Origin of the sequence: Pseudomonas izuensis (assembly GCF_009861505.1) — a bacterium.
Classification (GTDB): domain Bacteria; phylum Pseudomonadota; class Gammaproteobacteria; order Pseudomonadales; family Pseudomonadaceae; genus Aquipseudomonas; species Aquipseudomonas izuensis.
Genome location: NZ_WTFT01000011.1, coordinates 225,544 through 246,161, shown reverse-complemented (window position 1 = coordinate 246,161; position 20,618 = coordinate 225,544). Strand labels below are relative to the sequence as shown.

Here is a 20,618-nt window from a genome sequence, read left to right as displayed (position 1 = left end):
TAGGCTTGCAAGCTGTTAGAATCTCGCGCGGTTTGGGATGCTGCTGGCTTTTAGCCTGGCCTGCAGACTATCGCTCCCGAACCTTGCGACCCCTATGTGAAGGGGCGCAGCAAGCCGCGCCTGAGGAGAAAATTAGAAATGACCTTCGTCGTCACCGACAACTGCATCAAGTGCAAGTACACCGACTGCGTAGAAGTCTGTCCGGTGGACTGCTTTTACGAAGGCCCGAACTTCCTGGTGATTCACCCGGATGAGTGCATCGACTGCGCACTGTGCGAACCAGAATGCCCTGCCGTGGCCATCTTCTCCGAAGATGAAGTCCCTGCGGGCATGGAAAACTTCATCGCATTGAACCTGGAATTGGCCGAGGTCTGGCCGAACATCACCGAGCGCAAAGACCCTTTGCCCGACTCCGCAGAGTGGGATGGCAAGCCAGGCAAGATCGAACAGCTCGAACGCTGATTATCCCCGCGTTCCCGAAAAAGGCCCCACAAGGGCCTTTTTGCTTTTCTGCAGACGAAAAAAAAGGGGCGGTTTGACCCGCCCACTTTTTTCCCTATTCCCTGTGTTCCATTTCATCGTCCTGATGAATCGCTTCCTGCGATGTCCATTCCCCTCATCCTTGAAGGGCGTGTCTGTCCCTCGACACAACCCGAATACTAGAGTGTTCGGAGCCGGGAGCAATCGGCCTCGAACGCTGAAATCGCCTGTCATATGCTGTTAACTTGCGAAAATAAGCATCTAAATCAACTAGATAAATCAACGTCAGTGAAAGTATGGTGGTCTGCCACGCTGTAAAAATAACGAACACTTACGAAAGAGTAAGCCAAGACTTACAACCCAAGACTACAAACCCGAGGTGGCTTCGCAGGTCTGCGGGAACTTTCTTCCGCGCAACAAAAAACCCCGAACCAGTCGGGGCTTTTGTTGACCGCTACACGAGCCTGTTACTGAAACAGCGACTCGCTCGACAGGCCGTTTTTCTCCAGGATCTCACGAAGGCGCTTGAGGCCTTCAACCTGAATCTGCCGGACCCGTTCCCGGGTCAGGCCAATTTCCAGGCCTACGTCTTCCAGGGTACTGCTCTCGTGACCGCGCAGCCCGAAGCGACGCACAACCACCTCGCGTTGTTTGTCGGTCAGTTCCGAGAGCCATTGATCGATGCTCTGGGACAGGTCGTCATCCTGCAACAGTTCGCATGGATCGGTGGGGCGATCGTCGGTAAGGGTGTCCAGCAGGGTTTTATCCGAATCCGGACCCAGCGAGACGTCGACCGAAGAAACCCGCTCGTTCAGGCCGAGCATGCGCTTGACCTCTCCCACCGGTTTTTCCAGCAGGTTGGCGATCTCTTCGGGTGAGGGTTCATGATCGAGTTTTTGCGTCAGCTCTCGTGCGGCCCGCAGGTACACGTTCAGCTCCTTGACCACATGGATCGGCAACCGGATGGTCCGGGTCTGATTCATGATCGCGCGCTCGATGGTCTGACGAATCCACCAGGTTGCGTAGGTCGAAAAGCGGAAACCCCGCTCAGGGTCGAACTTCTCCACCGCCCGAATCAAGCCGAGGTTGCCCTCTTCGATCAGGTCAAGCAGCGACAAGCCACGATTGACGTAACGCCGGGCGATTTTCACCACCAGCCGCAGGTTACTTTCAATCATGCGTTTGCGCCCGGCCGGATCGCCACTTTGCGACAGGCGCGCAAAATGAACTTCTTCTTCGGGGGATAACAGGGGGGAAAAGCCGATTTCATTGAGGTACAGCTGCGTGGCGTCGAGTGCCCGCGTGTAGTCAATGTACTTGTGTTGCTTCAACGATGCGGAGTGTTTGGATTTGGCACGAACGGAAGGTGGAGCCGCCCCTTCATCATTCGACATCGAATCCGTATCGATGCTGGTCTCCATCAGGAGAACCTCATCGTCGATGTCAAACTCCGGCACTTCTTTACTGAGAGCCATTGTTATAGTCCTTTGGTGAGTTCGACCTCAAGCTCAAGCGGCGCCTTCATCCTTGGCAACGCTGGAGCCTGTCCCCTCTACGTGACGGAACAGGCTGGTAGCGATCAACGACGTGGCAGGAATTGCAGCGGATCTACAGGTTTACCTTGGCGGCGAATCTCAAAATGCAGTTTCACCCGGTCTGTACCCGTTGACCCCATTTCGGCAATTGTCTGTCCGACCTTGACCTGCTGCCCCTCCCGAACCAACAGCCTGCGGTTATGTCCGTAGGCACTGACGTAGGTTTCGCTGTGTTTGATGATAACTAATTCGCCGTAGCCCCTTAAGCCACTCCCGGCGTATACCACCGTCCCATCAGACGCAGCTAAAACAGGCTGTCCCAAATCTCCGGCGATATCAATTCCTTTATTCAAACTACCGTTTGAAGAGAATTTACCAATCAAAATGCCATTAGATGGCCATCCCCAGCCCGTCGGGGCCGGGCCCGGAGGAGGCAGTGGAGCGGGTGCCGGCTTGTTGGCGACGGACGGTACAACCGCCGGTGTGGTTGTAGTGGCACCGTCGACAGGACGACGGATCACGGTGGTTTTACTCGAGGACGACGGCGAGGAATTGGACGAACTGACCACCGCAGTCGACGTTGAACCGGTGCGACCATCGAAGCGAATCGTCTGACCCGGATGGATCGTGTAGGGCGCATCAATGTTGTTGCGTGCCGCGAGAGCCTTGTAGTCCCAACCGTAGCGAAAGGCGATCGAGAACAAGGTGTCTTTCGGGCGGACGACGTACTGTCCCGTCGTCACTGCCGGGCGCTGGGCAACGGCATTGTTGCGGTCAACAACGCGCACGTCGCTGGATTTGTTGCTGGAACAACCGACCAGCAAGGTGCTCATGACAAGGCCAGTCACCAGGCGCTGAAAGCTCGTTTTACCCATACGCTGCGCAATGACTGTGAGACTCACCCGCCGCTCCCTTTGTGGTGGCTGAAAATGTGATTTGCCGTGTTCCGGCACGAAATGTCGCAAGTATAACGGGCCGTGCAGGCTTTACCCTTAATGAAGCGAAATGGCTTCGCGCACACGTTTGCTGCCTGACAAAACAACCCGTTTAACCAATCGACGCCGCTGTAAGACAAAGGCTATCGAAGAGAATTCAGCGCGTTGAAACAAAAGCTCAGGCCAGTGGCCCATTGAGCAACGGGACGAAACGAACCGCCCCCAGAACACGCCTGGAGAACCCCTGCTCTTCGCGAATGATCAGCATCAATTGTTGCACCTCTCCGGACCCGACCGGTATCACCAGACGCCCCCCGGGGGCTAGTTGATCAAGCAACGCCTGGGGCACGTCGGTCGCCACCGCCGTCACGATAATGCCGTTGTACGGCGCCAGCGCCGGCCACCCTTCCCAGCCATCGCCCCAGCGAAACACCACGTTGCGCAGGTTCAATTCGACCAGGCGCTCCTTGGCCCGGTCCTGCAGCACCTTGATGCGTTCGACGGAGAACACACGCTCGACCAATTGCGACAATACCGCCGTCTGGTAGCCCGAACCGGTACCGATCTCCATCACCTTGTCCAGAGGCCCGGCCTCCAGCAGCAGCTCGCTCATGCGAGCCACCATATAAGGCTGGGAGATGGTCTGGTTATGCCCGATCGGCAGCGCGGTGTCCTCGTAGGCACGGTGTGCCAGCGCCTCATCGACAAACAGGTGACGCGGTGTTTGACGGATGACTTCCAGTACCCTGGTGTTGGACACCCCTTCCTCGTACAAACGCTGAATGAGGCGTTCGCGGGTCCGTTGCGAGGTCATGCCGATGCCGCGACGCAGCATGTCGTCTTGCTCACGAGTCATTAGCGCAACCCCTCCAGCCAGCCATCGAGACTTCTGAAGGCATCATTGAAGGTGCGATCCAGTTGCAGTGGAGTGATGGAAACATAGCCCTGCATCACCGCGTGAAAGTCAGTGCCCGGGCCACCGTCTTCAGCGTCCCCCGCTGCGGCAATCCAGTATCCGGACTTGCCGCGCGGGTCGACCACTTTCATCGGTGCCGCCGCGCGGGCGCGATGCCCCAGGCGAGTCAACTGGACACCGCGGATATGTTCCAGGGGCAAGTTAGGTATGTTCACGTTGAGTACCGTACGCGGTGGCAGTTCGAGATCCCCATGGGCCTCGACCAGTTTGCGCGCAAAGTAAGCGGCTGTGGGAAGGTTGTCGACTTGTCGCGAGACCAGCGAAAAGGCAAACGCAGGACGCGTCAGGAAACGCCCTTCGAGCGCTGCCGCCACGGTTCCGGAATACAGGACATCGTCCCCCAGGTTGGCACCCAGGTTGATCCCGGAAACCACCATGTCCGCTTCGCGCTCCAGCAAGCCGTTGAGGCCCAGGTGCACGCAATCGGTCGGCGTGCCGTTGACGCTGATAAAGCCGTTGGCCAGCGTCTGCGGGTGCAACGGACGGTCGAGCGTCAACGAACTGCTGGCGCCGCTTTTGTCCTGGTCCGGGGCGATAACCACGCATTCGGTGTAATCCGCCAGCGCAGCATAAAGCGCGGCGAGACCGGGTGCGGTTACCCCATCGTCGTTAGAAATCAGAATACGCATGAGCTGTCCGTCTGCCCCACCGGCACCAGATCAACAAGTTCGCGCACCAAGACGGTGGCGAAGCATCCGGCCGGCAGGACGAATTCCAGTTGCAGAATGTCAGGCTCGGGATAATGCCACGTCAACCCGGCAATGGGCAGCCGCAGGATGCGACGTTCGTGGCTCATACCGGCGTTGATCAACCAATCGCGAAGGTCCGCTTCGCGCGCGGCGATGGCCTGCTCCAGTTCATGGACAGCGCCCGAGGCCGGCGAGTCACCTTCGCCCCACTGCGGACCCGTCGGATGCAGATCGAGAATGGCCAGACGCGGGTCGCTGCACTCGGCCTCACCGGCCGGAAAGAAGCTGCGGCTATCGGTAAACGCCAGCAGATCACCGACCTGGGCACGCTGCCAGGTGCCATCGGCGACACGCGCGGCCAACACCTGATTGAACAGAAAACTACGCGCGGTGGAGAGCAGGCGCGAACGGACGTTACGCTGCTCGGGCAAAGCCTTGCGCGCGGCCCAGGCACGGGCGTCGACCACGTTGCCGCCGTCATGCCCGAAGCGCTGGCTGCCGAAATAGTTGGGGATGCCTTGTTTGGCGATCAGTTGCAGGCGCTCTTCGATGGCCGCCTTGTCGCCGGTGAACTGCGTCAGGCGCAAGGTGAAGCCGTTGGCCGAATGGGCACCGCGCTGCAGCTTGCGTTTGTGTCGGTTGGTCTTGAGGATTTTCAGCGTGTCGTTTTCGGCTGCCGACAGGTCCGGATCAGCCTTTCCCGGCAGTTGTACGCTGAACCACTGACGGGTCAGCGCCTGACGATCCTTGAGCCCGGCGTAACTGACGGTGCGCAGGGGCACGCCAGCTGCCTTGGCGATCCGCCGCGCCGCTTCTTCCGTATTCAGACCGCGCTTTTCCACCCAGATCCACAAGTGTTCGCCATCGCCACTCAGGGGAATATCAAGGACTTCGTCGACCTGGAAATCTTCCGCGATGGCTTTGAGCACCGCAGTGCCGAGAGCATCACCATAGGCCCGCGGGCCGAGCAATTGCGCTTCGTTCATGCGCGCAGCAACAAGGCAACGGAATGCACGGCAATGCCTTCTTCGCGACCGACAAAGCCGAGCTTTTCGGTGGTGGTAGCTTTTACGTTCACTTGATCCAACTCAACTTGAAGATCCGCGGCGATCAGCGCACGCATCGATTCGATATGCGGGGCCATTTTCGGCGCCTGGGCAACAATAGTGTTATCGACGTTGCCGACCTTCCAGCCTTTGGCGTGGACCAGTGCGACGACGTGACGCAACAGCACACGGCTGTCAGCGCCCTTGAATTGTGGGTCGGTGTCCGGGAAGTGCTTGCCGATATCACCCAGCGCGGCGGCGCCGAGCAAGGCATCGCTCAAGGCGTGCAGCAAAACGTCACCGTCGGAGTGGGCGAGCAGCCCGAAGCTGTGTGCAATTCGCACGCCGCCCAGAGTAATGAAATCGCCTTCAGCGAAACGGTGCACATCATAGCCGTGGCCAATACGCATAAAAAAACGCCCCGATTTTTGTCAGGGCGTGATTCTACCTGCTTTGTCGGACATTAGGCGCCTAGAGCGCGCGCATGATGCTGCAAGTGGTCGTCAATGAAGCTGGCGATGAAGAAATAGCTGTGGTCGTAGCCCGGTTGCAGGCGCAACGTCAGCGGGTGATCGGCCAGTTTAGCCGCCTGCTGCAAGGCTTCAGGCTTGAGCTGGGTGGCGAGGAAATCGTCTCGATCGCCTTGATCGACCAGCAGTGGCAACTTTTCGTCGGCCTCGGCAAGCAACGCGCAGGCATCCCACTCGCGCCATTTCGCGCGGTCCTCACCCAGATACCGGGAAAAGGCTTTCTGCCCCCAGGGACAGTCCATCGGATTGTTGATCGGCGAGAACGCCGACACCGACAGATAACGCCCCGGATTGCGCAGGGCACAGACCAGCGCGCCGTGGCCACCCATGGAGTGACCGCTGATGCCGCGCTTGTCCGACGCCGGGAAATGCGCTTCGACCAATGCCGGCAATTCCTGCACGACATAGTCATGCATCCGATAGTGGCGCGACCAGGGTTCCTGCGTGGCATTCAAGTAAAACCCTGCACCTAGCCCGAAGTCCCAGGCACCGTCCGGATCACCCGGCACATCGGCGCCGCGAGGACTGGTGTCCGGCGCGACAATGATCAGCCCCAGTTCGGCGGCCATGCGCATGGCACCGGCCTTCTGCATGAAGTTCTCGTCGGTGCAGGTCAGGCCGGACAACCAGTACAGCACCGGCAGCTTGCCGCCCTGCTCCGCCTGTGGCGGCAAATACACGGCGAACACCATGTCGCAGCCGAGCACGTCGGAACGGTGTCGATAGCGCTTGTGCCAGCCGCCGAAACTTTTCTGACAGGAGATATTTTCCAGGCTCATGGCAGACCTCAGAAATGAATGACGGAACGGATGCTTTTTCCTTCATGCATCAGGTCGAACGCCTTGTTGATGTCTTCCAGGCCCATGGTGTGGGTGATGAACGTGTCCAGCGGGATTTCGCCGGTTTCGGCCATTTCCACGTAGCTTGGCAACTCGGTACGGCCACGCACGCCACCGAACGCCGAACCGCGCCAGACGCGACCGGTGACCAATTGGAAAGGACGGGTGGAGATTTCCTGGCCGGCACCGGCCACGCCGATGATGACTGACTCGCCCCAACCCTTGTGGCAGCACTCAAGTGCGGCACGCATCAATTGCACGTTGCCGATGCACTCAAAGGAAAAGTCGACACCGCCATCGGTCATGTCGACGATGACTTCCTGGATCGGACGATCGAAATCTTTCGGGTTTACACAATCGGTTGCACCCAGCTGTTTGGCGATCTCGAATTTGGCCGGGTTGATGTCGATGGCAATGATCCGGGCCGCCTTGGCTTTGACTGCGCCGATGACCGCCGACAGACCGATGCCGCCGAGGCCGAAAATGGCCACGGTGTCACCGGGTTTCACTTTGGCGGTGTTGAGTACTGCGCCGATACCGGTGGTGACACCGCAGCCCAGCAGACAGACTTTTTCCAGTGGCGCTTCCTTGGCAATTTTTGCCACGGAGATTTCCGGCAGCACGGTGTACTCGGAGAACGTCGAAGTGCCCATGTAGTGGAAAATGGGTTGGCCCTTGTAGGCAAAACGCGTCGTGCCATCCGGCATCAAGCCTTTGCCCTGGGTCGCGCGAATGGCCTGGCACAGGTTGGTTTTGCCAGACAGGCAGAATTTGCACTGACGGCATTCCGGGGTGTACAGCGGGATCACGTGGTCGCCCACCGCGACAGAAGTCACCCCCTCGCCGATTGCCTCGACGATTGCCCCGCCTTCATGGCCGAGGATCGACGGGAAGATACCTTCCGGATCAGCACCGGACAGGGTGTAGGCATCGGTATGGCAAACACCGGAGGCCACAACGCGCAGCAACACCTCACCGGCCTTGGGCATGGCGACATCGACTTCAACGATCTCCAGAGGTTTTTTGGCCTCGAAGGCAACGGCGGCGCGTGACTTGATCATGGTGATTCTCCAGTGAATGAAATCGAGACAGGGAGTGTAATACAGCCCACAACGGTGAATAATCCGGACAAAAGCAAAACATTATTGCTGCACAGGGATAATCTTCAATGTCCGAAAGTCGCTGGGAAGGTATCGACGAGTTCGTGGCCGTTGCCGAATGCAGCCAATTCACCGCTGCCGCGGAACGCCTGGGGGTTTCTTCCTCCCACATCAGTCGACAAATCGTACGCCTCGAAGAACGCTTGCAAACCCGTTTGCTCTACCGCAGCACCCGCCGGGTCACGCTGACGGAGGCAGGGCAAACCTTCCTGCAACATTGCCAACGCTTGCAGGATGGACGTGAAGAGGCATTGCGTGCGGTCGGCGACCTGACCAGCGAACCCAAAGGCATGCTGCGCATGACGTGCGCCGTGGCTTACGGCGAACGCTTCATCGTGCCGCTGGTGACGCGGTTCATGGGGCTGTATCCGCAACTGCGGATCGACATTGAATTGAGCAATCGCCAACTCGATCTGGTGCACGAAGGCCTGGATCTGGCGATCCGACTGGGGCGCCTGCAGGATTCACGACTGGTCGCTACTCGCTTGGCACCCCGACGCATGTTTTTATGCGCCTCACCGTCCTACCTCGAACGTTATGGGCGCCCACACAGCTTGTCGGAACTGAGCCGCCACAACTGCCTCATCGGCAGCTCGGACCTGTGGCAACTGGAGCAGAACGGGCGGGAATTTTCACAACGGGTCCAGGGAAACTGGCGCTGCAACAGTGGGCAAGCCGTACTGGATGCCGCGCTACAGGGCGTAGGGCTGTGTCAGTTACCGGACTATTACGTGCTGGAGCATTTGAAAACCGGCGCATTGATTTCGCTGCTCGAAGCGCATCAACCACCGAACACGGCCGTTTGGGCGCTGTATCCGCAGCAGCGGCATCTGTCGCCGAAGGTGCGCAAATTGGTGGATTATTTGAAGGATGGATTGGCTCAGAGGCCTGAATACCAATGCTAGAAGCATGTTGGTGTGTCAGCACGATGTCAGCTGCTTGGACCGCCGCTTTCGCGAGCACCGCAAAAGCTAGCGACGGTTAGCCCAACGCTGCCTCAACCAATCCAGATCCTCCGGCCGGGTGACCTTGAGGTTATCGGATCGACCCTCGATCAAGCGAGGTGCCAGCCCTGCCCACTCCATGGCCGACGCCTCATCGGTGATCACGGCGTCAGCCACCAGACTGTCCGCCAACGCTCGATGCAAGGCGCCGAGGCGAAACATCTGCGGTGTATAGGCTTGCCAGATCACACTGCGGTCCACGGTTTCGACGACACGGCCGTGTTTGTCGATCCGCTTGAGCGTATCCCGTGCCGGAACCGCCAGCAGCCCACCCACAGGATCATCCGCCAGTTCAGCCAGCAGGTTATCCAGATCGTCACGACCGAGATTCGGTCGTGCGGCATCATGAACCAACACCCAGTCTTCATCGCCAGCGCCTTGCGCGTGCAAATGCAGCAACGCATTCAACACCGAACCGGAACGCTCGCTACCGCCCTCGACCCGGGCAATCCGCGGATCACTGGCACAGGCCAGGTTCGGCCAGTAAGGATCATCAACAGCAAGACTGACCACCACCCCCTTCAGGCAAGGGTGATCAAGGAAACAGCCGAGGCTGTGTTCGAGAATAGTGCGCCCGCCCAGTTGCAAGTATTGCTTGGGACGGTCCGCGGCCATACGGGCACCGACGCCCGCGGCAGGAATCACGGCCCAGAAGGCCGGCAGAGACAAGTTCATTGCGCCAACTGGTAAAGGGTTTCACCGTCCTTGACCATGCCCAACTCATGGCGAGCCCGCTCTTCAACGGTCTCCATGCCCTTTTTCAACTCGCTGACTTCAGCGTCCATCACCCGATTGCGCTCCAGCAACGCCTGGTTCTCAGCTTGCTGATCCGCAATCTGCTGAGTCAGCTCGGCCACTTGCGCCAGACTGCCATTACCCACCCACAGGCGGTATTGCAGGCCAGCCAGCAGCAGGAGCAAGACGAGGAACAACCAATTGGGACTGCGCATCGAATATCAGGTATCCAGTGAAAAAAGACAGCCATACCAAAACATGAACCTACTGACAGCACGAAGCCTGGAAGAACCAGGCTTGTGCTTATAAGGCATCAGATTAGTGGCAAAAACGTCGCTGTAGCGATTTTTCCGACACAATCCGGTGTCTTTTTTATCAGCTGGCGATCAACCGCGGAATTCGCTACGGCCGTTGTACTTGGCTTTGCCGTTCAACTGCTCTTCGATACGCAGCAGTTGGTTGTACTTGGAAACGCGATCGGAACGGCACAGGGAGCCGGTCTTGATCTGGCCAGCCGAAGTACCCACGGCCAGGTCGGCAATGGTGGAATCTTCGGTTTCGCCCGAACGGTGCGAGATCACGGCGGTGTAACCGGCGGCCTTGGCCATCTGGATAGCTTCCAGGGTTTCGGTCAGGGTGCCGATCTGGTTGAACTTGATCAGGATCGAGTTGGCGATCTTTTTGTCGATGCCTTCTTTCAGGATCTTGGTGTTGGTCACGAACAGGTCGTCGCCTACCAGCTGGGTTTTCTCGCCGATCTTGTCGGTGAGAATCTTCCAGCCAGCCCAGTCGGATTCGTCCAGGCCATCTTCGATGGAGATGATCGGGTAGCGCTCGGTCAGGCCTTTCAGGTAATCGGCGAAACCTTCAGCGGTGAACACCTGGCCTTCACCGGACAGGTTGTACTTGCCGTCTTCGTAGAATTCGCTGGCTGCGCAGTCCAGTGCCAGGGTCACGTCGGTGCCCAGCTTGTAACCGGCATTGGCCACGGCTTCGGAGATCACTTTCAGTGCATCTTCGTTGGACGCCAGGTTTGGCGCGAAACCACCTTCGTCACCAACGGCAGTGCTCAGGCCACGGGCCTTCAGCACGGCTTTGAGGTGATGGAAAATCTCGGTGCCCATGCGCAGACCTTCCGAGAAAGACTTGGCGCCAACCGGCTGAACCATGAATTCCTGGATGTCGACGTTGTTATCGGCATGCTCGCCACCGTTGATGATGTTCATCATCGGAACCGGCATCGAGTAGACACCCGGAGTGCCGTTCAGGTTGGCGATGTGAGCGTAGAGCGGCAGGTCCTGGTCCTGTGCTGCTGCCTTGGCCGCGGCCAGGGAAACGGCGAGGATCGCGTTGGCGCCCAGGGTTGCCTTGTTTTCAGTACCGTCCAGCTTGATCATCGCCAGATCGAGCGCTTTCTGGTCGCTTGGATCTGTACCTTTCAACAGGTCGCGGATCGGACCGTTGATGTTGGCTACGGCCTTGAGTACGCCCTTGCCCAGGTAACGGCTCTTGTCGCCATCACGCAGCTCGAGTGCTTCACGCGAGCCAGTGGAAGCACCGGACGGCGCGCAGGCGCTGCCGATGATGCCGTTATCGAGAAGCACATCCGCTTCCACGGTGGGATTGCCACGGGAGTCGAGAACTTCACGACCTTTGATGTCGACGATTTTAGCCATTGTTGTAAACACTCCAAAGTTGACGAAAAAGCTTGTACCGCTCGATTTACAATTTTGTACGCCACACTAACGCATAGGACCGACAAGCTCACGGCGTTCAGACGGACGCCATCGCGAGCAAGCTCGGCTCCTACACGGAGAATTGAGGATTACGCGGTTTCTACCGTCGGAAAACTCTTCACCAGTTCGTCCAGCGCTTTGAGCTGGGCCAGGAATGGCTCCAGTTTGTCCAGACGCAAGGCGCAAGGGCCGTCGCATTTGGCGTTGTCCGGGTCCGGGTGAGCTTCGAGGAACAGGCCGGCCAGGGACTGGCTCATGCCGGCTTTCGCCAGATCGAGGACCTGAGCGCGACGACCACCGGCGGAATCAGCGCGACCACCCGGCATTTGCAGGGCGTGGGTCACGTCGAAGAACACCGGGTATTCGAACTGCTTCATGATGCCAAAGCCAAGCATGTCGACGACCAGGTTGTTGTAGCCGAAGCTCGAACCACGCTCGCAGAGGATCAACTGATCATTACCCGCTTCCACGCACTTGTTCAGGATGTGTTTCATTTCCTGAGGCGCGAGGAACTGGGCTTTCTTGATGTTGATCACCGCACCGGTCTTGGCCATCGCGACCACCAGGTCGGTCTGGCGCGACAGGAAGGCCGGCAACTGAATGATGTCGCAGACTTCAGCGACGACCGCAGCCTGATCGGGCTCATGGACGTCAGTAATGATCGGCACGCCGAAGGCTTGCTTGACGTCCTGGAAAATCCGCATGCCCTCTTCCAGGCCGGGACCACGGTAAGAGGTCACGGAGGAACGGTTGGCCTTATCGAAGCTGGCCTTGAACACGTAAGGAATACCCAGTTTCTGGGTAACCTTTACGTACTCTTCGCAGACCTGCATCGCCATGTCGCGGCTTTCCAGCACGTTCATGCCACCGAACAGCACCATAGGCTTATCGTTGGCAATCTCGATATCGCCTACGCGGATGATCTTCTGCGCCATCAGGTTCATGCCTTCTTCTGGTGTTGAGTCAAAGCAGCTTTAACGAAACCGCTGAACAACGGGTGACCGTCGCGTGGCGTCGAAGTGAACTCCGGGTGGAACTGGCAGGCGACGAACCATGGGTGATCCGGCGCTTCCACCACTTCGACCAGCGCGCCATCACCGGAACGGCCGGAGATTTTCAGGCCGGCTTCCATGATTTGCGGCAGCAGGTTGTTGTTCACTTCGTAGCGATGGCGGTGACGCTCGACGATCACGTCCTTGCCGTAGCAATCGTGCACCTTGGAGCCGGCTTCGAGCAGGCATTCCTGAGCGCCAAGACGCATGGTGCCGCCCAGGTCGGACGCTTCGGTACGGATTTCGACTGCGCCGGTGGCATCTTCCCACTCGGTGATCAGGCCCACGACCGGGTGACCGCTTGCACGATCGAACTCGGTGGAGTTGGCGTCCTTCCAGCCCATGACGTTACGAGCGAACTCGATCACCGCCACCTGCATGCCCAGGCAGATGCCCAGGTAAGGAACCTTGTTTTCGCGAGCGTATTGAACGGCCGTGATCTTGCCTTCCACGCCACGCAGACCGAAGCCGCCCGGGACCAGGATCGCGTCGACGCCTTCCAGCAGCGCGGTGCCCTGGTTTTCGATGTCTTCGGAATCGATGTAGCGCAGATTGACCTTGGTGCGGTTGCTGATGCCGGCGTGACTCATCGCTTCGATCAGCGACTTGTAGGCGTCCAGCAGTTCCATGTACTTGCCGACCATGGCGATGGTGACTTCATGCTCAGGATTGAGCTTGGCGTCTACCACGGCTTCCCACTCGGACAGATCGGCGCCGCCACATTGCAGGCCGAAACGCTCGACGACAAAATCGTCCAGGCCCTGGGCGTGCAGGATGCCCGGGATCTTGTAGATGGTGTCGGCGTCTTCCAGGCCGATGACCGCACGCTCTTCAACGTTGGTGAATTGCGCGATCTTGCGACGGGAGGAGATGTCGATCGGGTGATCGGAGCGGCACACCAGTACGTCAGGCTGCAGGCCGATGGAGCGCAGTTCCTTGACCGAGTGCTGGGTTGGCTTGGTTTTGGTTTCGCCGGCAGTGGCGATGTACGGCACCAGTGTCAGGTGCATCAGCATCGCGCGCTTGGCGCCGACTTCGAAACGCAATTGACGGATGGCCTCGAGGAACGGTTGGGATTCGATGTCACCCACGGTGCCACCAATCTCGACCATTGCCACGTCGGCATCGCCGGCGCCCTTGATGATGCGGCGCTTGATCTCGTCGGTGATGTGCGGGATCACCTGGATGGTTGCGCCCAGGTAATCACCACGACGCTCTTTGCGCAGCACGTGCTCGTAGACACGGCCGGTGGTGAAGTTGTTGTTCTGGGTCATGGTCGTGCGGATGAACCGCTCGTAGTGGCCCAGGTCCAGGTCGGTCTCGGCGCCGTCGTGGGTGACGAACACTTCACCGTGCTGGAACGGGCTCATGGTGCCCGGGTCGACGTTGATGTACGGGTCCAGCTTCAGCATGGTGACCTTAAGTCCCCGCGCCTCCAGGATGGCCGCCAATGATGCCGATGCAATGCCTTTCCCCAATGAAGAAACAACACCGCCCGTGACGAATATGTAGCGCGTCATGAAAAACCCTAGAAGTCTGCGTTAAAGCGGTCCGAGCCGCCGGGGAAAGCGAAGGAAGGCCGAAGCCCCCGATCACCTGCATTAATCACAGTGCACCTTTCAAAAAAACCGCCGCGTTGGGACAGACCGGAAGATGAAACACCGGTACGTTGCTCGCTACACATTTTTTGGAATCGCCCAGCAAAGACTGCTTGGTAATCGGCAACTCCTGCAATTCAGGCGAATCCACAGAAGTTGTATCAAGAAGGGAGCGTAGTCTACCGGAAAGCCCCTTTCAGCTCAAACCTTGATCTTCGCCCATTGGCTGCCAATGCAAATTCCAGCCACCCGCCGCACTGCCATCCAGCCCCGGCAGGTTCGCCACCGCCAGCAATTGCTCGCCCTTGAACAGCAGCGGCAATCTGCCGCGCACGAACCGGGGCACCCCGCGTTCATTGAGCAAACGCTTCAAATCGCGATGCCCACGGCCCGGCAACTCCATCACCTCGCCCCCTTCACGATAGCGGATCTGCAAAGGGCCATTGGGGATTTGCCCGGTGAGCGAAACCACACCGTTGTCGGGCAATGCCAATGGCAGCGACGGCTCGGCCCACGCGCCAACAGGGGGTGAACGGCGCAGCCAGCCGCCGGACAGCCACCAGATCCGCCCTCCCGCCCGATGCAATTCGCCATCCGCCAGTCGCCAGATCGGCCGTGCATCGCCAGAGGCATTGCACAAATCCTCCCAACCCGACCAATGGTCACTGTCGGGCAGGCTTGTCAGTGGTTCAAGCCAGTGGCTGAGTGCATTGCGCTGGCGTGCGACTGAAAGCTTTACCAGGGATGCCAACTCAAGCGACGGCAAACCCAGCCAATCAAACTCACTGGAGGTGCGTGCGTGGCACAGGTCAATCTGTGCCAGTTCATCCAGCAGCCCCTGCGCCTCGCTCAAATGCGCGGCACTGCGAGCCATGGTCGCCATTGCCTGCGGCCAGCGTGAGGTCAACACCGGGAACACCTGATGACGCAGGTAATTACGCGAGAATTGTCGATCCTGATTGGAAGGATCTTCGATCCAGCTCAGCTGGTGTTCCGCGGCATAGGCCTCAAGCTCGGCGCGAGTCGCATCGAGCAAGGGCCGCAACAGATACCCTTCACCCAGCGGACGCTGCCGTGGCATTCCCGACAAACCTCTTACCCCGGCCCCGCGCAACAAGCGAAACAGCAGGGTTTCGGCTTGATCGTCAAGGTGTTGGGCGGTCAGCAGTACTTCATTGGCTCGGGTGACTTCGCTGAACGCCGCATAACGCGCATCCCGGGCCGCACGTTCGAGACTGGCGCCGGGCTGCACTTGCACGCGAACCACCTGCAACGGCACGCCAAGTGCCTCGCACCCCGACCGACAATGCTCCGGCCACGCATCAGCTACAGACTGAAGGCCGTGGTGGACATGGATGGCACGCAGTGCCGGCAGGGATTGGGTTTTAGCGAGTTTTGCGAGCAGGTGTAGCAGGACGGTGGAGTCGAGACCACCGGAGAAAGCGATGTGCCAGGTTGTGGCGTTGCGCCAAGGCTGCAGATTCAGCAGGAGCCTGGCAGACAGTATGTTGGATTTGCTCATATCCGTCGCCTCGCGCAAATCAAATGTGGGAGTGAGCCTGCTCGCGATAGCGGTTCAACAGCCAACCTATTTGTTGGATGTTAAATCCTCATCGCGAGCAGGCTCGCTCCCACATGGATACTGCGTGATCGTCTTAGAGACCGTAGCTCATCAGGCGCTCGTAACGACGGTCCAACAGCGCCTTGTGGTCGAGCTTCTTGAGCATCGCCAATTGCGAGCTCAGCTCGGCACGGATCGAGGCAGCCGCAGCGGCCGGATCGCGGTGTGCGCCGCCCAAAGGCTCGCCGATTACCTTGTCCACAATGCCCAGGCCCTTGAGGCGCTCTGCAGTGATGCCCATGGCTTCAGCGGCGTCCGGTGCTTTCTCGGCGGTTTTCCACAGGATCGATGCGCAACCTTCCGGCGAGATCACCGCGTAGGTCGAGTACTGCAGCATGTTCAGCTGATCGCAAACGCCGATCGCCAGCGCACCGCCGGAACCACCTTCACCGATCACGGTGGCGATGATCGGGGTTTTCAGGCGAGCCATGACACGTAGGTTCCAGGCAATGGCTTCGCTCTGGTTACGCTCTTCAGCGTCGATGCCAGGGTATGCACCCGGGGTATCGATAAAGGTCAGGATCGGCATTTTGAACCGTTCGGCCATTTCCATCAGGCGGCAGGCCTTGCGGTAGCCTTCCGGACGCGGCATACCGAAGTTGCGGCGAACCTTTTCGCGCACTTCACGGCCCTTCTGGTGACCGATGACCATGACTGGCTGGTCGTCCAGACGCGCAATACCGCCCACGATGGCGGCGTCGTCGGAGAAGTGACGGTCGCCGTGCAACTCATCGAACTCGGTGAAGATGTGTTCGATGTAGTCCAGGGTGTATGGACGCTTCGGGTGACGCGCCAGACGCGCGATCTGCCAGCTGGTCAGCTTGCCGAAGATGTCTTCGGTCAGCGTGCTGCTTTTGTCCTGCAGGCGGGAGATCTCATCGCCGATATTCAGCGAATTGTCATTACCGACCAAGCGCAACTCTTCGATCTTGGCTTGCAGGTCGGCGATCGGCTGTTCGAAATCAAGAAAATTCGGGTTCATAGGCGTCCGTCTTGGGTCGACGTCCAAGAGAGCTTGGGCCGGCCGGTTGTCTATTCGCGCCCTACCTTAAGGGAGAGGCGCGTTCAGGTCGAGATTAAAAAATTCGGTCGCGATAAAGGAAGCCTTAGGCCACCTCACCGTCAACGGTATTGGAGGAAGACGTTGTCTCGCCCGAACTGGTCACGCAGGGCTTGAATCAACGCATCCGCCGGGTCGATTCGCCAGCCTTCGCCGAACTGCAGCAAGGCCTTCGCATCGGGGCTGGTGTACTCCATGGTGATCGGGCATGCACCACGATGACGCTTGAACAGGTCGCCCAGCCAGCGTAGCTGATCGCCCTTGAGGTCCTGGGTCTGGACCTTCAGGCGCAGACTCTCGGCCAGGTTGGTGCGCGCATCTTCCATGCTCATCACCCGCTTGACCCGCAACCGCAGGCCACCGGAGAAGTCGTCATTGCTGACTTCGCCTTCGACCACCACCATCGCATCGGTCTGCAACAGTGACTGCGCGGAATGGAACGCATCGGCAAACAGCGACGCTTCGATCCGGCCCGAACGGTCGTCGAGGGTGATGAAACCCATCTTGTCGCCCTTTTTGTTTTTCATCACTCGCAGGGCGATGATCATGCCGGCAACGGTCTGGGTATCACGCGCCGGCTTCAAATCGATGATGCGCTGACGGGCGAAACGACGGATTTCACCTTCGTATTCGTCGATCGGGTGCCCGGTCAGGTACAGGCCCAGGGTATCTTTCTCGCCTTTGAGCCGTTCCTTGAGGGTCAGCTCCTTGGCCTTGCGGTGATTGGCGTAGACGTCGGCATCTTCTTCGACGAACAGGCCGCCAAACAGGTCGGCATGGCCGCTGTCATGGGTACGGGCGGTTTGTTCGGCGGCCTTGATCGCCTCTTCCATCGCGGTCAGCAGGACCGCCCGGTTGCGGTCGATATTGGCCTGGTAGGCTTTCGGCTCGTCGTGGAAGTACGGGCCCAGACGATCCAGCGCGCCGCTACGGATCAAGCCATCGAGGGTACGCTTGTTGATACGCTTGAGGTCGACCCGGGCGCAGAAGTCGAACAGATCCTTGAACGGACCGTCCAGGCGCGCTTCGGTGATCGCTTCCACCGGCCCCTCGCCAACCCCCTTGATCGCGCCCAGACCGTAAATGATCCGGCCCTCGTCGTTCACCGTGAACTTGAACTCCGAGGTATTCACGTCCGGCGCATCGAGGCGCAGCTTCATGGTGCGCACTTCTTCGATCAAGGTCACGACCTTGTCGGTGTTGTGCATATCCGCCGAGAGTACCGCCGCCATGAACGGCGCCGGGTAGTGCGCCTTCAGCCACGCGGTCTGGTAGGACACCAGGCCGTAGGCAGCGGAGTGGGATTTGTTGAAGCCATAGCCGGCGAACTTTTCTACCAGGTCGAAGATGTTACCGGCCAGGTCGGCATCGATGTTGTTGGTGGCGCAACCTTCAATGAAACCGCCCCGCTGCTTGGCCATTTCCTCGGGTTTTTTCTTACCCATGGCTCGACGCAGCATGTCCGCGCCGCCGAGGGTGTAACCGGCCATGACCTGGGCAATCTGCATCACCTGTTCCTGATACAGGATGATGCCGTAGGTCGGCGCCAATACTGGCTTGAGGCCTTCGTACTGGTAATCCGAGTGCGGGTACGCCAGTTCGGCGCGACCGTGCTTACGGTTGATGAAGTCGTCCACCATGCCCGATTGCAGCGGGCCTGGACGGAACAGTGCCACCAGTGCGATCAAGTCTTCCAGGCAGTCCGGCTTGAGCTTCTTGATCAGCTCCTTCATGCCCCGGGATTCAAGCTGGAACACCGCCGTGGTTTCGGCTTTTTGCAGCAGGGTATAGGTCGGTTTGTCATCCAGCGGGATGAACGCGATGTCCAGCGGCGGTTCGTTGACCTTGGCGCGGTCGCGGTTGATGGTTTTCAGAGCCCAGTCGATGATCGTCAGGGTTCGCAGACCGAGGAAGTCGAACTTCACCAGGCCGGCTGCTTCAACGTCGTCCTTGTCGAACTGGGTCACCAGGCCGTCACCGGCTTCGTCGCAATAGATCGGCGAAAAATCGGTCAGCTTGGTCGGCGCGATCACCACACCACCGGCGTGCTTGCCGACGTTACGCACCACGCCTTCGAGCTTGCGGGCCATCTCCCAGATTTCCGCAGCCTCTTCATCGACCTTGATGAAGTCGCGCAGGATCTCTTCCTGCTCGTAGGCTTTTTCCAGGGTCATGCCGACTTCGAACGGAATCATCTTCGACAGACGATCCGCCAGGCCGTAGGACTTGCCCTGCACCCGCGCCACGTCACGGACCACAGCCTTGGCGGCCATGGAACCGAAGGTGATGATCTGGCTGACCGCGTTGCGGCCGTACTTCTCGGCCACGTAGTCGATCACCCGGTCACGACCGTCCATGCAGAAGTCGACGTCGAAGTCGGGCATGGAGACCCGTTCCGGGTTAAGGAAACGTTCGAACAGCAGATCGTATTCCAGCGGGTCGAGGTCGGTGATCTTCTGTACGTAAGCCACCAGCGACCCGGCACCCGACCCCCGGCCAGGCCCCACCGGCACGCCGTTGTTCTTGGCCCACTGGATAAAGTCCATCACGATCAGGAAGTAACCGGGGAAGCCCATCTGGATAATGATATCCAGCTCGAAATTCAACCGGTCGACATAGACCTGACGCTTGGCTTCGTAATCTTCGGTGGTGTCTTTGGGCAGCAGAACGGCCAGCCGCTCTTCCAGACCTTCGAACGACACCTTGCGGAAATACTCATCGATGGTCATGCCATCGGGGATCGGGAAGTTGGGCAGGAAGTGCGTGCCCAGCTTCACTTCGATGTTGCAGCGCTTGGCAATCTCGACGGTGTTTTCCAGCGCTTCGGGAATGTCGCTGAACAGCTCCGCCATTTCCTCGGCGCTTTTGAGGTATTGCTGATCGCTGTAATTCTTCGAACGCCGCGGATCGTCGAGGGCACGGCCCTCGCCGATGCACACGCGGGTTTCGTGGGCGGCGAAGTCTTCCTGCTTGATGAACCGTACATCATTGGTCGCGACCAGCGGCGCACCGATCTTGTCCGCCAGGGCCACGGCACCGTGCAATTGCTCTTCATCGTTGGGGCGGTTGGTACGCTGGATTTCCAGATAGAAACGATCCGGGAACACCGCCATCCACTCACGCGCCAGGTTTTCGGCTTCGTCGGGGTTGCCACTGAGCATGGCCTGGCCAATCTCGCCTTCCTTGGCCGCCGACAGCATGATCAAGCCTGCGTTGGCTTCGGCCACCCACTCACGCTCGATGATGATCGAACCATTGCGCTGGCCATCGATGAAGCCGCGGGAGATCAACTCGGTGAGGTTGCGATAGCCCTCGGCATTCATCACCAGCAGGCTGATTCGGCTCAGGGGATTGTCCGGATCCTTGTTCGACAGCCACAGGTCGGCGCCGCAGATCGGCTTGATCCCGGCACCCATGGCGTTTTTATAGAATTTGACCAGGGAACACATGTTGTTCTGGTCGGTGACCGCTACGGCAGGCATGTTCATGCCGACCAGGGTCTTGACCAGCGGTTTGATCCGCACCAGACCGTCGACCAGGGAATATTCAGTGTGCAGGCGTAGATGAACGAATGAAGCCGGCATAGTGATCCTGTCTAATAACATGGAGACAACAAGGCCCG

Annotated in this window: 18 protein-coding genes; 2 read left to right on the top strand and 16 right to left on the bottom strand. The window is 59.0% G+C overall.

Going from position 1 to position 20,618, the window contains the following annotated elements; all coding sequences use genetic code 11:
* Positions 1 to 138 precede the first annotated feature (138 nt).
* The gene (fdxA, locus tag GPL81_RS11545) at positions 139 to 462 is read left to right on the top strand and encodes a ferredoxin FdxA (RefSeq protein ID WP_160106816.1); all 324 of its coding nucleotides are present in this window, start codon (positions 139 to 141) and stop codon (positions 460 to 462) included.
* Between the two features lie 485 nt (positions 463 to 947).
* On the opposite strand, the gene rpoS is transcribed toward fdxA, so the two are convergent.
* The 8 genes from rpoS to GPL81_RS11505 all read right to left on the bottom strand — a co-directional run bounded on the left by rpoS (position 948) and on the right by GPL81_RS11505 (position 8,091).
* Positions 948 to 1,955, bottom strand: a complete 1,008-nt coding sequence (gene rpoS / locus GPL81_RS11540; RefSeq protein ID WP_096513144.1) for an RNA polymerase sigma factor RpoS — start codon at positions 1,953 to 1,955, stop codon at positions 948 to 950.
* Positions 1,956 to 2,059: 104 nt separating this feature from the next.
* Positions 2,060 to 2,917, bottom strand: a complete 858-nt coding sequence (locus GPL81_RS11535; protein WP_096513145.1) for a peptidoglycan DD-metalloendopeptidase family protein — start codon at positions 2,915 to 2,917, stop codon at positions 2,060 to 2,062.
* A 211-nt stretch (positions 2,918 to 3,128) separates the two neighbouring features.
* Positions 3,129 to 3,764, bottom strand: a complete 636-nt coding sequence (locus GPL81_RS11530; RefSeq protein WP_178122586.1) for a protein-L-isoaspartate(D-aspartate) O-methyltransferase — start codon at positions 3,762 to 3,764, stop codon at positions 3,129 to 3,131.
* A gap of 41 nt (positions 3,765 to 3,805) precedes the next feature.
* Positions 3,806 to 4,555 carry a 5'/3'-nucleotidase SurE gene (surE, locus tag GPL81_RS11525; RefSeq protein WP_096513147.1) on the bottom strand — a complete coding sequence of 250 codons (750 nt, stop codon included), beginning with the start codon at positions 4,553 to 4,555 and terminating at the stop codon, positions 3,806 to 3,808.
* Positions 4,543 to 5,601: a tRNA pseudouridine(13) synthase TruD gene (gene truD, locus GPL81_RS11520; RefSeq protein WP_160106814.1), complete on the bottom strand. Its 1,059-nt coding sequence runs from the start codon at positions 5,599 to 5,601 to the stop codon at positions 4,543 to 4,545. Before truD ends, surE begins: the two co-directional genes overlap by 13 nt.
* The gene (ispF, locus tag GPL81_RS11515; protein ID WP_111281392.1) at positions 5,598 to 6,071 is read right to left on the bottom strand and encodes a 2-C-methyl-D-erythritol 2,4-cyclodiphosphate synthase; all 474 of its coding nucleotides are present in this window, start codon (positions 6,069 to 6,071) and stop codon (positions 5,598 to 5,600) included. Before ispF ends, truD begins: the two co-directional genes overlap by 4 nt.
* A 53-nt stretch (positions 6,072 to 6,124) precedes the next feature.
* Positions 6,125 to 6,970 (bottom strand): S-formylglutathione hydrolase, encoded by an 846-nt coding sequence (fghA, locus tag GPL81_RS11510; RefSeq protein WP_096513150.1) that lies wholly within the window; start codon positions 6,968 to 6,970, stop codon positions 6,125 to 6,127.
* Positions 6,971 to 6,978: 8 nt separating this feature from the next.
* Positions 6,979 to 8,091, bottom strand: coding sequence for an S-(hydroxymethyl)glutathione dehydrogenase/class III alcohol dehydrogenase (locus GPL81_RS11505; RefSeq protein ID WP_096513151.1), 1,113 nt, complete (start codon positions 8,089 to 8,091; stop codon positions 6,979 to 6,981).
* Between the two features lie 107 nt (positions 8,092 to 8,198).
* Here GPL81_RS11505 and GPL81_RS11500 point away from each other — a divergent pair, with 107 nt between their 5' ends.
* Positions 8,199 to 9,095, top strand: a complete 897-nt coding sequence (locus tag GPL81_RS11500; RefSeq protein WP_160106813.1) for a LysR family transcriptional regulator — start codon at positions 8,199 to 8,201, stop codon at positions 9,093 to 9,095.
* 66 nt (positions 9,096 to 9,161) lie between these two features.
* Here GPL81_RS11500 and ispD read toward each other — a convergent pair whose 3' ends face one another.
* From ispD to dnaE, 8 genes are all read right to left on the bottom strand, one after another.
* The gene (ispD, locus tag GPL81_RS11495; protein WP_160106812.1) at positions 9,162 to 9,869 is read right to left on the bottom strand and encodes a 2-C-methyl-D-erythritol 4-phosphate cytidylyltransferase; all 708 of its coding nucleotides are present in this window, start codon (positions 9,867 to 9,869) and stop codon (positions 9,162 to 9,164) included.
* Entirely contained in the window at positions 9,866 to 10,144 is a 279-nt protein-coding gene (gene ftsB / locus GPL81_RS11490; protein WP_007996937.1) for a cell division protein FtsB, read from the bottom strand. The genes ispD and ftsB overlap by 4 nt, the downstream gene beginning before the upstream one ends.
* A gap of 171 nt (positions 10,145 to 10,315) precedes the next feature.
* Positions 10,316 to 11,605, bottom strand: a complete 1,290-nt coding sequence (eno, locus tag GPL81_RS11485) for a phosphopyruvate hydratase (protein WP_096513154.1) — start codon at positions 11,603 to 11,605, stop codon at positions 10,316 to 10,318.
* 149 nt (positions 11,606 to 11,754) lie between these two features.
* A complete protein-coding gene (gene kdsA / locus GPL81_RS11480; RefSeq protein ID WP_160106896.1) occupies positions 11,755 to 12,600 on the bottom strand; it encodes a 3-deoxy-8-phosphooctulonate synthase in 846 nt (281 codons plus the stop codon).
* A 5-nt stretch (positions 12,601 to 12,605) separates the two neighbouring features.
* Positions 12,606 to 14,237, bottom strand: a complete 1,632-nt coding sequence (gene pyrG, locus GPL81_RS11475) for a CTP synthase (RefSeq protein ID WP_121103578.1) — start codon at positions 14,235 to 14,237, stop codon at positions 12,606 to 12,608.
* A 274-nt stretch (positions 14,238 to 14,511) separates the two neighbouring features.
* Entirely contained in the window at positions 14,512 to 15,837 is a 1,326-nt protein-coding gene (gene tilS, locus GPL81_RS11470) for a tRNA lysidine(34) synthetase TilS (RefSeq protein ID WP_160106811.1), read from the bottom strand.
* 133 nt (positions 15,838 to 15,970) lie between these two features.
* The gene (locus GPL81_RS11465) at positions 15,971 to 16,918 is read right to left on the bottom strand and encodes an acetyl-CoA carboxylase carboxyltransferase subunit alpha (RefSeq protein WP_160106810.1); all 948 of its coding nucleotides are present in this window, start codon (positions 16,916 to 16,918) and stop codon (positions 15,971 to 15,973) included.
* A 140-nt stretch (positions 16,919 to 17,058) separates the two neighbouring features.
* Positions 17,059 to 20,580: a DNA polymerase III subunit alpha gene (dnaE, locus tag GPL81_RS11460; RefSeq protein ID WP_160106809.1), complete on the bottom strand. Its 3,522-nt coding sequence runs from the start codon at positions 20,578 to 20,580 to the stop codon at positions 17,059 to 17,061.
* Between the last annotated feature and the right edge of the window lie 38 nt (positions 20,581 to 20,618).